The organism is Bacteroidota bacterium (assembly GCA_023957335.1).
Classification (GTDB): domain Bacteria; phylum Bacteroidota; class Bacteroidia; order NS11-12g; family UBA955; genus JALOAG01.
Genome location: JAMLHC010000003.1, coordinates 141,516 through 155,133, shown reverse-complemented (window position 1 = coordinate 155,133; position 13,618 = coordinate 141,516). Strand labels below are relative to the sequence as shown.

The following is a 13,618-nucleotide window of genomic DNA, read 5'->3' as shown; positions in this document are numbered from 1 at the left end:
AGAACAGCCTTTTTGTTTTCATTTATTTTACAACAAATTGCTTAATAAGTGGATTTCACTAACATCATGTTGTGAATTCTTTCTTCGGCAATCTTTGTTGCTGCAACCTGTGTATTGATTTTCTCTTCCTCTGATTTGTGGTAAATGTCCAAAGTCAAATCATAAATATGCTCTGTTTGTGACATAGCACGCTCTCTCACATATCCTGTATATTCTGAATAAACATTGATTAATCCACCTGCATTTACAAGGAAGTCCGGAGCATAGAGTATGCCTCTGTCTCTAAGCATGTTGCCGTGTTGAACATCCTCTTTCAACTGATTGTTGGCAGATCCGCACACGATAGCGCAATTTAGTTGAGGAATGGTGTCTGAATTGAGGATAGCGCCCATCGCACAAGGAGCAAAAATATCTATCTTTTTGGAGTAAACATCGTTAGGGCTGATTACTTCTCCACCTAATGCAGATGTGTGTTTCAGATTTGTTTCGTTGATGTCACTGATAAACACTTTGGCGCCTTCTTTCACCAATAGTTCAACCAAATAGTAGCCCACTTTGCCCACTCCTTGAACAGTAACAGACTTGCCAGCCAAGCTATCATTGCCAAAAGTTTTTTTGGCAGAGGCTTTCATCCCCATATAAACACCATAAGCTGTAACAGGTGAAGGGTCTCCGCCTCCGCCCATAATCTCGGGTAGTCCTACCACATGGTCGGTTTCCATGGCAATATATTCCATGTCTTTGGTTGTGGTGCCCACATCCTCGGCTGTGATGTATTTGCCATTCAAATTTTCAACAAAGCGACCAAATTTACGCATGAATGCTTCTGTCTTTTTTGTGTTCTTATCAGCTACAATAACTGCTTTTGCACCTCCAAGATTAAGCCCTGAAATAGATGCTTTATAAGTCATCCCGCGTGAAAGACGAAGTGCGTCATTCATGGCTTCTTGTTCGTTGTTATATACCCAAAATCGGGTTCCGCCCAGCCCGGGACCCAAAACAGTGTTGTGAACTGCGATGATGGCTTTTAAGCCGGTATTGTTGTCGTTACATACAACAACTTGTTCGTGGTTAAATTCTGCCAAGTTGTTAAACAGAGGGAAATTGGAGTCTTGTGATTGTGATGATGTTCCGCTCATTTCTTGCTATGATTAAGTGATTACGTTTTTGATGGTGCGAAAATAGCTTTTTTTGTTATTACTAAATAATAAACAAAATTTGCAGCCTCTTGAAATCACTCAAATACCTCAATAAATATTTATGGAAATACCGCAAAACACTTGCTGCCGGTATTCTTTTCATCATCCTAACGAATATTCTCAACATTCTTTCGCCTTATTTGGTGAGGATAGCCTTTGATAATTCTTTGGAGCAAGTAAGTCTGTTTCATTTTTATGAAGGTACAGAATTAGAGGCTTTTTTCAGAAATAAAATTATCAAGATTGCGGCAGCGTTTGGAGGATTAATTCTGCTGGCAACCATTGTTCGCGGTGTGTTTATGTTCCTGATGAGACAAACTGTTATAATTGCTTCGCGTAAAATTGAATATGACCTGAAGAATGAGATCTATAGCCAATATCAAAAGATGAATCTGTCTTTTTTTAGAGCTAATTTTACAGGGGATTTGATGAACCGACTGTCTGAAGATGTGAGCAAAGTTCGACAGTATTTGGGACCGGCAATCATGTATTTTGTGAATTTGGTTTTTACTTTCATAACTGTGATTGTGATGATGGTTTCTGTCAATCCTAAATTGACTTTGTATGTGCTTTTACCTTTGCCTTTTCTGTCTGCATCTATTTATTATGTGAGTAATATCATCAATCGTAAGAGTGATTTGATTCAGGCTAAACTCTCTGATTTGACAACATTTGTGCAGGAAAGCATGTCGGGGGTTAGAGTTTTAAAAGCATTTTCAGTTCAAGCTGTCTTTGCCAATATTTTCTCAAGAGAAAACGATCATTACAAAGACCTAAGCATGTCGCTCACAACGGTGAATTCTTTTTTCTCTCCTTTGATGATGTCATTGGTGGGATTGAGTACCATTCTAACTATTTATTTGGGTGGTTTGGAAGTGATTGACGGTAATTTTACTTATGGCAATATTGCCGAATTTGTAATTTATGTGAATCTTTTGACTTGGCCTGTGTCTTCATTGGGATGGGTTACTGCAATTATTCAAAGTGCCGCAGCGTCACAAGCAAGAATTAACAAATTCTTGGAAGTGGAACCTAAAATCAAGGCTAATCAAGGTGCTCATTGCAGATTCGAAAATGAAATTAGATTTGACAAGGTGTCTTTTCAATATAATGAACAAAAGAAGGTTTTGCATGGCATTAGCTTTAAAATTCCTAAAGGACAAACTATTGGATTGGTGGGTCATACGGGTTCCGGTAAGACTACACTACTGAACCTGCTTGCGCGATTTTATGACACAACGACCGGGCAAATACTGATAGATAATATAAATCTCAAGGAACTTAATCTCAAAGAGTATAGAGACCTTGTGAGCTATGTTCCGCAGGATGTGTTCTTGTTTTCTGAATCTATTTACGACAATATTCTATTTGGTTCAAGTAAACTCACACAACTGAGCAAAGAAGACGTAGAAAGAGTGGCCAAAATTGCAGCAGTCCACGATAGTATTAGAGAATTTCCACAAGGTTATGACACCCCCTTGGGAGAAAGGGGGATTACACTTTCAGGAGGACAAAAACAAAGGATTGCATTAGCGCGTGCACTGATTCGCGACCCTGAAATAATCTTACTTGATGATTGTTTAAGTGCGGTGGATCACACCACCGAAAAAATAATATTGGCTAATCTCAGAAATGAACTCAAAAACAGAACTGCTGTTATTGTCAGCCATCGACTGTCTGTGATTGCCAACACTCATATAATAATTGTTTTAAATCAGGGAAGAATTGATGCAATCGGAACACATGAAGAACTCTTGAAGTCCAATGCCTATTATAAGAAATTGTATGAAAAGCAAATGGAAGAAGGAGAGCCGCAACAATAAACGCAGATTGAGCGAAATATTATTGCATAAAAAAAGCGGGTTTTAACCCGCTTTTTTTGTTGATGAATGATTATTATTCTTTACCAAAATAGTAATTGATACCTATTGTTGGAGTAGTGCCTGCACCTATATCAAATGTATTGGTATTTGTGCCTCCGACTGAATTTGAATTAAATGAAATAATATTGTTTAAGCTAAAATCTATTCCCCAATTAGGAGATGGAAAAAATGCGAATCCGGGGAATATGGAAACATTAAGGTTGCTCATATCTACTCTGCCGTTATCTTTGATTTCTGATGGTTTTAATAATTCCGGTACCATGTCTTTATACCCGTTTGAGCCGTATCCAAAGGTAGCAGCACCATATACAAAAAAGTTGTTTGCAAGGGCTTTATAATATCTCCCGAATAAACCTGCATTCCAGCCAAAGTTATTTACAATAGCTTCCTTAGTTCCATCAAGAGACTTAACGGTCTTAATATAACCTCCGTTTGCTCCTGCCATAATGCCTACTGCGATATTATCTTTGATAAAATAACCAAACTGAGGATTCACACCCCATGCTACATGTTTTGTAATATTAACATTGAAATTACCTCCCAACATCATACTTCCTTCCCCTGTTGATTGAGCATTCGCCATCATACCTGTGGCACAAATAGCCGCCATTAATAAAAATGATTTTTTCATGATTTTATATTGATTAAGTGAAGTGCAAAAATGCATGCGCTAACGTGCTTTCATTCATGCACTTATAAACAGAAAAACGAGATTGACTTAAAAAGTAGCTTTGCGTTTTTCTAAAAATGCATTCGTGCCTTCTTTGAAGTCAGGTGTGCCAAAGGCTTCGCCAAATTCGCGAATTTCTGTTTCGAAACCGTTTTGTTGGCTATTATAGTGGGCATTAACACATTCTATTACCTGTTTGATGGCATTAGGAGATTTGGAAATAATTTTGCCTAATCTCTGTCTGGTTTCTGTCATGAGTGCCTCTGAGCTGAAAATATCATTTGCTAATCCCATTTGTAATGCTTTTTGTGCATCCACAGGAATGGTAGTAAGTAAAATCTCGAGTGCTCTGCCTTTGCCGATGATTTGAATTAACCTTTGAGTGCCTCCATAACCGGGAGGAACGCCCAAGTTAATTTCCGGTTGTCCAAATTTTGCATTTTCAGATACATATCTAATGTGGCAAGCAAGAGTGAGTTCGCACCCACCACCCAATGCAAAGCCATTCACAGCGGCTATAACGGGTTTTGCACTTTTCTCAATGGCATTAAACACTTCGTGTCCTGCTCTGCTCATGGCAGTTCCTTCAGCTACCGAAAAATTGGCAAATTCAGCAATGTCCGCACCTGCCGCAAATGCCTTAGTACCCGCTCCGGTGATAATAATGCCTTTGACTTGGGGATTGCTTTGAGCTTCGGTTACAGCGTGTTTGATTTCTTGTAATAACAGAATGTTCAGCGCATTCATTTTGTCCTCACGGTTGATGGTGATGGTCAGGATATACTCTTGGATATCGGTTAAAATATTTTGATATTGCATAAATGATTTTTTTTTAAACTGCTACTGGTGCTTTAATACCCGGATGACACTGATAATTTTCCAATGTAAAGTCTTCAAATTTAAATTCAAAAATATCTTTCACATCAGGGTTAAGCTTCATGGTGGGATAAGGAAATGGAGTTCTTGACAATTGGGTTTGAACTTGTTCAAAATGGTTGGAATAGATATGGGCATCACCAAATGTGTGCACATATTCACCCGGTTTCAGTCCGGTCACTTGTGCTATCATCATGGTAAGCAGGACATAAGATGCAATATTGAATGGAACTCCCAAAAATAAGTCTGCACTCCTTTGATACAACTGACAACTCAACTTTCCATCTGCCACATAGAACTGAAACAAACAGTGACAGGGTGATAGTGCCATTTTGGGCAAGTCTGCCGGATTCCATGCAGTTACAATATGCCTCCGACTATCAGGGTTGTTTTTCAATCCTTTGATAAGCTCCGAAATTTGGTCTATAACATGTCCGTCAGGAGTTTCCCAACTTCTCCATTGTTTGCCGTAAACAGGACCTAAGTTTCCTTTATCATCTGCCCATTCATCCCAGATTCCTACTCCGTGTTCTTTTAAGTAAGCAATATTGGTGTCACCTCTCAAAAACCATAGCAATTCGTATATAATAGATTTAAGATGAACTTTTTTAGTGGTAACAAGCGGAAAACCTTTGTTCAAATCAAACCTGAGTTGACCGCCAAAGACGCTTCTTGTGCCTGTACCGGTGCGGTCGCTTTTGAAAGTGCCGGTTTTATAAACATGGTTCAGAAAATCTTCATACTGATTCATAATCCCTGCAAAGTTGGACTAATTGAAATGAATAATAAAACAGAAGCCTATGAATTTATATACAGGTTTTGTACGAATAAATACGGTAGATTGTGGGTTAGCTCAGTACTGTTGAATATAGGGCGCAAACACAGTTCTATTACTTGCCGACAAGTTCTGACAATACCTCAAAATCCATTGTCTTAGACCATAGACTTTTGCGCGTGCCTATAATACCAATGGCTAATGCGGGCTGGTAACTATATGTTAGCTCTTCCTTGTTGAAATATGTATCTTCAGCGGTTTTGACTTCAATCAGAACCGGGCGGTTGGCTTTGTTCAAGATGATATGGATTGTGCGTACCTTGCCTTTGTCAGATATGTTTTCGTAAAGCAAGTGCTTGTTGTTCTCATTGATGACAGAGTCGGACTGAAAATTACCCGCCTTATAGGGGCTGCTAATGTCTAAGCTTTTGAAAATGGCAAACTCGTTCTGCCAATCCGGGGCTGTGTCTGTAACTGTGCTGACTTTGCCGTCAATACTCACCGTGCGTTCAACCTTAATGGATTGTTTTTGCAATGCTGCCGCTTCTTGCTCAAAATAATTTTTGAGATTGAAAATATAAGTGTCACTATGCCTTTTATCTCCATTGTGGTTACATGAAATCAAAAGCAATCCAAATATGAGTAAAGTGATTTTAAAATAACGCATTGCCGGTCATTTCTTTGGGTTGTTCCAATCCCATGATTTTCAAAATAGTGGGTGCAATATCAGCCAAAACACCATCTTGCAATTGCACATTCATTACCGGTTCGGAAACCAACCAGATTGGAACGGGGTTCATGGAGTGTGCGGTATTGGGTGTGCCGTCAGGGTTTATGGCATTATCTGCGTTGCCGTGGTCGGCTGTAATCAGAAGGGTGTAGTTTTGTTTGAAAGCTTCGGTCACTATTTCTGCAACGCAGGAGTCAACGGTTTCAACAGCTTTGGTAATGGCAGTAAAGACACCCGTATGTCCTACCATGTCAGGGTTTGCAAAGTTTACACAAAAGAAATCTGTTGTTCCTTTTCTGATTGCTACTATAACTTCTTTTTTGAGTTGTGGTGCGCTCATCTCGGGTTGTAAGTCATAAGTGGCTACTTTGGGGGAGTTGACGAGGATTCGACTTTCGTTCTCAAATGCTGCTTCGCGTCCTCCACTAAAAAAGAAGGTAACATGAGGGTATTTTTCGGTTTCGGCTGCTCTGATTTGGCTCAAACCTTTGTTGGATATATATTCTCCGAGTGTGTTTGGGATGTCTTGATTTTCAAAGATGATGGAAATGTTTTTAAAATCTTTTTCATACTCAGTCATGGTGGCGTAGTGCAGACGTAATGTCTTCATTCCTAAATCAGTAAAATCTTCTTGGGTTAAAACCCTGCTTAACTGTCTGCCTCTGTCGGTTCTGAAATTGAAAAACAAAACTGCGTCTCCGTCCTTAATAGTTGCTAAGGGTTGATTGTCCGGGTTACATATAACAATTGGTTTCAAAAATTCATCTGTGATGCCCTCATTGTATTGCGCTTGTATAACAGGAATTGCAGCTTGTGATTGAATACCGTTACCGTGCACAAGTAAGTCATAAGCTAATTTAATTCTTTCCCAACGTTTGTCGCGATCCATTGCGTAATAACGACCGACAATGCTTGCGATTTTAACACCGGGTTTGTCAGCAATGAAGTCAAGCAGTTTTTGCAAATATATAACACCGCTCTTGGGGTCGGTATCTCTGCCGTCTGTGAATGCATGTATGTAAACTTCTTTAATGCCTTGCTTACATGCAGCTTCAATCAAACCAAAGAGATGCTCTATAGATGAATGTACACCGCCTTCGGAGACCAATCCCAACAGATGGAGAGGTTTGTGCTCTGTGCTGCAAAAATCAAACAATTTGTTCAGTTCCTTGTTTTGCGCGACTTCTCCGTTTCTAAAAGCCCTGTTAATGCGTTCCAACATTTGCCAAACAACCCTGCCTGCACCAATATTCATGTGTCCTACTTCGGAATTTCCCATCTGTCCTTCTGGTAAACCAACTGCATTGCCAAAAGTAGTTAACCGTGCGTGAGGGTATTGAACGGATAAATTATCTGTATATGGAGTATGTGCACAAGCTATTGCATCGGTTTTGTCGCCTTTGCCTATGCCCCAGCCATCAAGAATGAGCAAAATTGCTTTTTTCATGCTGCAAAAGTAATGATTGAGAAGACTCTGCTTTGATAAAGTTTACAAAGCCATTGTTTTATAGGATTGACACCCATACCCACTCTGAGAAGTTATTTCTGCTGTGTGGTTTTGTTTTGAAGAAACTGTTGTGATTGTGTAGGATTCATGTCTTTGGAAGTCAGTCTCTCAAAGTGAAATCCGCGATTGTAAACCCTTTTTTTCATATAGCAAGAAGAAACTGAAATTGCAATCAGGAACAGGATAATGATACGTTTGCCTGAGTCCCAAGCGTTGTATTTGTTTATCATTGTTATGTAAAATTTGATGGGCAAATGTAAAAAGAAATTGATTTAAAAATCAAGCACCCATACAAAGACAGTTCGCCCAACGACTTATGTATTCATGTTGTCAATACTGTACCGTAATTTTTATTTTAACCCTACTTTTGCAAGCATTATGTCAAGCCAAAGAGATGCTCAATACTATATTAACCTTGAAAAACAATATGGAGCCTTTAACTATGAACCCATCCCGGTTGTTTTAGCAAAAGGGCGCGGAGTGTATGTGGAAGATGTAGAAGGAAAGCAATACATAGACTGTCTCAGTGCTTATAGTGCTGTTAATCAAGGACATTGCCACCCCCGAATTGTAAAGGTGATGCAGGAACAGGCGGCAACACTAACACTTACCTCGCGTGCATTTTACAATGATAAATTAGGAATTTTTGAAGAATACATTACTAATCTGCTGGGTTATGAGCGTGTACTCCCTATGAATAGTGGAGTTGAAGCATGCGAAACCGCAATCAAGCTATGTCGCAAATGGGCGTATCTTGTCAAAGGTATTCCCGCTAACAAAGCAAGAATAATCTTTGCCCAAGGCAATTTTTGGGGACGTTCAATAGCAGCCGTCAGTAGCAGCACCGACCCTTCGAGCTACAAGGATTTCGGTCCTTTTGTGCCAAATTTTGATTTGATTCCCTACAACGACATAGATGCGTTGGAGCAAAAAATCAAGGAAGAACATATTGCAGGATTTATGGCAGAACCTATTCAGGGAGAAGCAGGTGTTATAGTGCCTGATGAAGGTTACATAAAAAAAGTAGCAGCATTGTGCAAAAAACACAATGTTCTCTTTATCGCAGACGAGGTACAGTCAGGCATAGGACGCACCGGAGCTATGTTGTGCTGCGACCATGATGGGGTGAAACCCGATATTCTCGTTCTGGGAAAAGCATTGTCAGGAGGCATGATGCCTGTTTCTGCTGTATTGAGCCGTGATGAAATTATGCTTACCTTAAAGCCCGGTGAACATGGTTCTACTTTTGGCGGTAATCCGCTTGCTTCTGTTATTGCTGTGGAAGCTCTCAAAGTAATAGTGGAAGAAAAATTGGCGGAAAATGCACGAGACATGGGAGAAATATTTCGTGAAGAACTTAATAAACTACCCAAATCAAGAGTGAGCGCGGTGAGAGGCAAGGGTTTGCTTAATGCTATTGATATTATTCCTTTTGAAGACGGAAAAACTGCCAAACACGTTTGCCTCAAACTCAAAGAAAACGGACTGCTTGCCAAACAAACTCATGAACACACCATTCGCTTTGCTCCTCCGCTTGTGATTACGAAGGAACAAGTATATGAAGCTACGAATATCATTCGTAACACATTGAATGAGATGATGTAAAATGTGTCCAATAGCACTATTTACTTTTTAGTTATAGTAGTATTTTTGACTTTGTATTTGCATGGAACAGGAAATCTTAGCTCTTATGCATTGACTGACCGGTAAGTCGTTGGCGCTACAACAGTATAGATAGTTGTACAGGCTAAATATTTCCGTCACAAATTCAATCTACTATGTGTTTACAACTGCCAACCATAGTGCTTACACCGTTCATTGTTAAATGGAGCAAACAATAAAACAGTTAGAAAACAAGCAAACAATAACAAGGCGTTTAATGCCTTAGTGCAACACAATCCTTTGGGTTATTTCTCCTACTTTGACAAAATACATTCCTTTGTTCAAATCAGCAAGATTGATTTCTACAATGTCGGAAGCCAAAACGCCTTGTGCAACAACACGTCCGTAGAGGTCTGTAATCACATACTCATCACCTTGTAAGGCATTGATAGTAAGTTTGCCTTGTGTAGGATTTGGGTATATTGTTGTTGGGTGTGCTGAAGTTGATTGGAAGTGTACAAAACGGATATCACTTAGGGTTGCTGTGCTGTTGTAATCAATTTGATTAAGGCGGTAATAGTTTGCATCAGCTGGGTTGTGGTCAATGAACGTGTATGAGGTTTGTTGGTAACTTGTTCCTTGTCCGGCTACTGTGCCAATGTTTTCCCAATTTCGTCCGTCTGTGCTGCGAAGGATTTCAAATCTGTCATTATTCACTTCTTGGGCTGTTATCCATGACAGTTTCACAATACGTTTGTTGTGGTCCGGAATGGCGTTAAATGCTGCAAGTTCCACAGGCAAAGGGATAGCACTTGACCACCCGATTGCAAAAGGCGAAAAAGAACCGGTGTATCCAGTAAGGGTTACGGTATTGACTCCGGCACTACTTGTGCCTGAGGCTATCTCCCAAAGCGACATAATACTATTGTAGTGATTTAATGTTGGTGTCGCTAAAGGACCTGTTTCCTGAGCAGGGTCCCATGTAAAGACGAAATTGACACCGCTGCCTCCATTTGGACTTGCTTTGCTTATATCCCAAGTAGCTTTTACGTGCGGTGTTTTACCGGCATTCAAGGCACTTCCTGATAACCCATTTTCATACGCTTCATCTAACACTCTTGTTGAGAAAATGTCTGCCGAACCTGTTCTGTTACGAATAGATACCGGATTGTAGTATGTGTTGCCGACAGGGAAAATAAATGTTGTATTATTAGCAATAGAACGGAACGTATGTCCGGTACCATTAGTCTCAATATAATTATTCGCATCTGCACCGTTTACGGTTGTTACAGTCAAATTATAATCTCCTAATACAACATTGAGATTAGCCCCGTTAAAATTCAGCGTGGCTACAACTCTATCTTGGTCTAACTTGAGTAGATTGGCAGCCGAAGCATCAATATTGATGATAGCTCCGTTTCCTGGCACAAATCCCAGATTCCAACTTGTACCATCTGCCCAGTCTGTACTATTCGTACCTAACCATGTCTGAGTGCAAATGCCTCTATCAGTTCCGGAGAATGTCCAACCTTTGTTATTGATGAGCCAGTCCTTGTCAACTGTGTTGGGTAGATAACGGTTGCCGGCACCCAATGTGATGGAGCTTGGCGTTGTTATATTTGCTGCCCATCCTTTTAGCGTGAGTCCAAAGTTCTTGCAGCTTAAGCCGCCTCCATTAGAGGAATTTAACATAGCAGTCATTGTGGTAACATTCTGCAAATCCCAACTACCCAAATTTTGGTCAAAAGCATTAGCATTATTAAACATAGTAGTCATTGAGGTAACATTACTTACAACCCAACCGCTGATATCTCTATTGAATATACTGGCACCACTAAACATATTTGACATGTTTGTTACATTGCTCACATCCCAATTGCTAATATCACCGTTAAAAGCCACAGCTCCGGAAAACATGTATGACATATTGGTTACATTGCTTACATCCCAATCACTTCCGGAAGTATTTAAATTTCTGTTAAATACACCTGCATTTCTGAACATAGAATTCATTGCGAGAACATTTCCTGTGTTCCAACTACTAATATCGATGTTGAACGAGCTTGCCCCAAAGAACATACTTGTCATATTAGTAACGTTACTTACATCCCAAGCACTAATATCACCATTAAAATTCATAGCATCCCTAAACATAGAATTCATATCGACAATTGAATGAGTCTTCCAGCCGCTTATGTCCTGATTAAAATCTGTAGCGCCTCTTAACATACTTGACATATCTGTAACACTACTTACATCCCATGCCCCCGTTCCTGAATTGTAGTTTATATCTTGATTAAATGCGCTTGCCCCTCTGAACATACTTGCCATATTAGTAACGTTACTGACATCCCAGCCTCCAATCTTATTGTTAAAATTTGTTGCGTCATAAAACAATTCGCTCATGTTGTTGATGGTAACGGTATGCCAATCCCAATTAGCCGAAGAACCGTTGAGGGATGTACATGCTCTGAACATTCTGTACAAGGATTTTACATTTGTTAATACGGGGGTATCTGTGGCAGTTATATCCATGTTGGAACAGCCATAGAAAGAATAAGCGAAATTTTTCCATGCAAAATCGCCCCATTGCGTAATGTCAATGATGTCCAATTTGCTGCCACTATCATTAAAGTACATTCTGGGGAAACTGCCTAAAATCTCCACGCGGTACGTAGTTCCTGCTGTCAATCCGCTCGCAGTATATCCACCCGTTACGCTTGTTGCTGATGAAACAATTGTGTTAGAAGGGTCATATACATAAATGTCATAATTATATCCGGCACCTGATGTAGGAATAACAAATGATGTTCCCGCGGGTTTCCATTTTGTGATAAAAGGAGTTGCTGTCACCCCAAAATAATCAATAGACAAGAGCATCAACAAGGATGTGATTTTGAAAAATGTTGTAAGGTGGTCTTGCATAAGTTTTATTGTTTGATATGGATACGAAAATAAATAAAAAAAATGGATGTTACAAATTCATATGCCGATAAGTAAAAGTAATAAATTTGCAGTATTACATACTCCACTATCAAATCAATATTTTAATTCAAACAATAATTATGAATAAAATTTTTGCCTCAATCATCGTCTTTATGATGGCATTTCAAGTGCATGCTCAATCCTTGTATTTTCCTCCTGTTGTGGGAACTACATGGGACACACTTTCTCCCAAATCATTGGGCTATTGTCAGTCTAATATAGACAGTTTGTATGCTTTTTTGGATACGAATAACACCAAAGCCTTTATTCTGTTGAAAGACGGAAAGATTGTGTTAGAGAAATATTTCGGTTCGCATACGCAATCCACTCCTTGGCAATGGGCATCAGCAGGCAAGTCATTGACAGCATTTATGGTGGGTGTTGCCCAACAAGAAGGTTTTCTTTCTATTAATGATACCACCTCAAAGTATCTGGGACAAGGTTGGACTATATGTACACAGGCGCAGGAAGATAAAATAACGATTCGCCATCAACTCACCATGACCACCGGACTGGACGATGGTGTTCCGGATCATTATTGCACATTGGACAGTTGTTTGGTTTACAAAGCAGATGCAGGAACACGCTGGGCATATCACAACGGACCTTATACATTATTGGATAGTGTAATAGAAAGTGCAACCGGACTATCTTTAAACAGCTACACTACACAGAAATTGAAAAACCCAATAGGAATGTCCGGAGTGTTTATACCGGTGGATTACAACAATGTTTTTTTTAGCAACGCTAGAAGTATGGCGCGCTTTGGACTTCTGATGCTGAACAAAGGAAATTGGAACGGCAACCAAATCATGACCGACACCGCCTACTTTAATCAAATGACAAACACCTCGCAAACACTCAATAAATCTTATGGATACTTGTGGTGGTTGAACGGCAAGCCAAGTTTCATGGTGCCTTCATCGCAAATTGTTTTTCCAAGAACTTTAATTCCAAATGCTCCTGCTGATATGATTTCGGCAATGGGCAAGGGCGGGCAATTTCTCAATGTCATTCCAAGTCTGAATATGGTTTGGGTGAGGATGGGAGACGAACCGGCAAATTCCTTAGTACCCTTTTTGCTTAACGATGATATTTGGAGATATGTCAACGAATTAGATTGTAATTCGACAGAAGTTGATAACCAACTACATAGCAGTCCCGTTGTGCAGCTATTTCCAAACCCTGCTCAAGGAATGATTCATCTAAAATCCAATCAGCCCATTACAAAGGTAGAAATTTGTAATCTGCAAGGACATGTAATCCAATCTATCCTTGCCCAAGACACGGACTTGAGTATGTCAATCAATTTATTGCACAGCGGTTTTTATTTTGTGAAGGCTACCTTGGCGGATGGCACAATTTGGACAGAAAAACTGTTGGTAGAATAA

Annotated in this window: 11 protein-coding genes; 3 read left to right on the top strand and 8 right to left on the bottom strand. The window is 39.7% G+C overall.

Annotated elements, in window-relative coordinates; all coding sequences use genetic code 11:
• Positions 1–41 precede the first annotated feature (41 nt).
• On the bottom strand, positions 42–1,139 hold the full coding sequence (locus M9892_06640) for a leucine dehydrogenase (GenBank protein ID MCO5254019.1): 1,098 nt from the start codon (positions 1,137–1,139) through the stop codon (positions 42–44).
• 89 nt (positions 1,140–1,228) lie between these two features.
• On the opposite strand from M9892_06640, the gene M9892_06635 reads away from it, so the two are divergent.
• Positions 1,229–3,022 (top strand): ABC transporter ATP-binding protein/permease, encoded by a 1,794-nt coding sequence (locus tag M9892_06635; GenBank protein ID MCO5254018.1) that lies wholly within the window; start codon positions 1,229–1,231, stop codon positions 3,020–3,022.
• Positions 3,023–3,095: 73 nt separating this feature from the next.
• Here the strand turns inward: M9892_06635 and M9892_06630 are convergent, their stop codons facing one another.
• The 6 genes from M9892_06630 to M9892_06605 all read right to left on the bottom strand — a co-directional run bounded on the left by M9892_06630 (position 3,096) and on the right by M9892_06605 (position 7,870).
• Positions 3,096–3,713, bottom strand: a complete 618-nt coding sequence (locus M9892_06630) for a hypothetical protein (protein MCO5254017.1) — start codon at positions 3,711–3,713, stop codon at positions 3,096–3,098.
• Positions 3,714–3,800: 87 nt separating this feature from the next.
• Positions 3,801–4,571 carry an enoyl-CoA hydratase-related protein gene (locus M9892_06625; GenBank protein ID MCO5254016.1) on the bottom strand — a complete coding sequence of 257 codons (771 nt, stop codon included), beginning with the start codon at positions 4,569–4,571 and terminating at the stop codon, positions 3,801–3,803.
• Positions 4,572–4,584: 13 nt separating this feature from the next.
• Positions 4,585–5,379 carry a thymidylate synthase gene (locus tag M9892_06620; GenBank protein MCO5254015.1) on the bottom strand — a complete coding sequence of 265 codons (795 nt, stop codon included), beginning with the start codon at positions 5,377–5,379 and terminating at the stop codon, positions 4,585–4,587.
• Positions 5,380–5,518: 139 nt separating this feature from the next.
• A complete protein-coding gene (locus M9892_06615; GenBank protein MCO5254014.1) occupies positions 5,519–6,070 on the bottom strand; it encodes a hypothetical protein in 552 nt (183 codons plus the stop codon).
• The gene (gene gpmI / locus M9892_06610) at positions 6,057–7,580 is read right to left on the bottom strand and encodes a 2,3-bisphosphoglycerate-independent phosphoglycerate mutase (GenBank protein ID MCO5254013.1); all 1,524 of its coding nucleotides are present in this window, start codon (positions 7,578–7,580) and stop codon (positions 6,057–6,059) included. Before gpmI ends, M9892_06615 begins: the two co-directional genes overlap by 14 nt.
• A gap of 92 nt (positions 7,581–7,672) precedes the next feature.
• A complete protein-coding gene (locus M9892_06605; GenBank protein ID MCO5254012.1) occupies positions 7,673–7,870 on the bottom strand; it encodes a hypothetical protein in 198 nt (65 codons plus the stop codon).
• A 148-nt stretch (positions 7,871–8,018) separates the two neighbouring features.
• Between M9892_06605 and rocD the strand changes: the two genes are divergently transcribed.
• Entirely contained in the window at positions 8,019–9,245 is a 1,227-nt protein-coding gene (gene rocD / locus M9892_06600; GenBank protein ID MCO5254011.1) for an ornithine--oxo-acid transaminase, read from the top strand.
• A gap of 279 nt (positions 9,246–9,524) precedes the next feature.
• Here the strand turns inward: rocD and M9892_06595 are convergent, their stop codons facing one another.
• The gene (locus M9892_06595; GenBank protein MCO5254010.1) at positions 9,525–12,167 is read right to left on the bottom strand and encodes a BspA family leucine-rich repeat surface protein; all 2,643 of its coding nucleotides are present in this window, start codon (positions 12,165–12,167) and stop codon (positions 9,525–9,527) included.
• Between the two features lie 140 nt (positions 12,168–12,307).
• Here M9892_06595 and M9892_06590 point away from each other — a divergent pair, with 140 nt between their 5' ends.
• Positions 12,308–13,618, top strand: coding sequence for a serine hydrolase (locus tag M9892_06590; protein ID MCO5254009.1), 1,311 nt, complete (start codon positions 12,308–12,310; stop codon positions 13,616–13,618).

What these genes read in the sequence shown, in the direction of transcription:
- rocD (MCO5254011.1), top strand. Translation starts at nt 8,019, where the DNA reads ATGTCAAGCCAAAGAGATGCTCAATACTATATTAACCTTGAAAAACAA.
- M9892_06630 (MCO5254017.1), bottom strand. Translation starts at nt 3,713, where the DNA reads ATGAAAAAATCATTTTTATTAATGGCGGCTATTTGTGCCACAGGTATG.
- M9892_06625 (MCO5254016.1), bottom strand. Translation starts at nt 4,571, where the DNA reads ATGCAATATCAAAATATTTTAACCGATATCCAAGAGTATATCCTGACC.
- M9892_06605 (MCO5254012.1), bottom strand. Translation starts at nt 7,870, where the DNA reads ATGATAAACAAATACAACGCTTGGGACTCAGGCAAACGTATCATTATC.
- M9892_06595 (MCO5254010.1), bottom strand. Translation starts at nt 12,167, where the DNA reads ATGCAAGACCACCTTACAACATTTTTCAAAATCACATCCTTGTTGATG.
- M9892_06620 (MCO5254015.1), bottom strand. Translation starts at nt 5,379, where the DNA reads ATGAATCAGTATGAAGATTTTCTGAACCATGTTTATAAAACCGGCACT.
- M9892_06590 (MCO5254009.1), top strand. Translation starts at nt 12,308, where the DNA reads ATGAATAAAATTTTTGCCTCAATCATCGTCTTTATGATGGCATTTCAA.
- gpmI (MCO5254013.1), bottom strand. Translation starts at nt 7,580, where the DNA reads ATGAAAAAAGCAATTTTGCTCATTCTTGATGGCTGGGGCATAGGCAAA.
- M9892_06640 (MCO5254019.1), bottom strand. Translation starts at nt 1,139, where the DNA reads ATGAGCGGAACATCATCACAATCACAAGACTCCAATTTCCCTCTGTTT.
- M9892_06615 (MCO5254014.1), bottom strand. Translation starts at nt 6,070, where the DNA reads ATGCGTTATTTTAAAATCACTTTACTCATATTTGGATTGCTTTTGATT.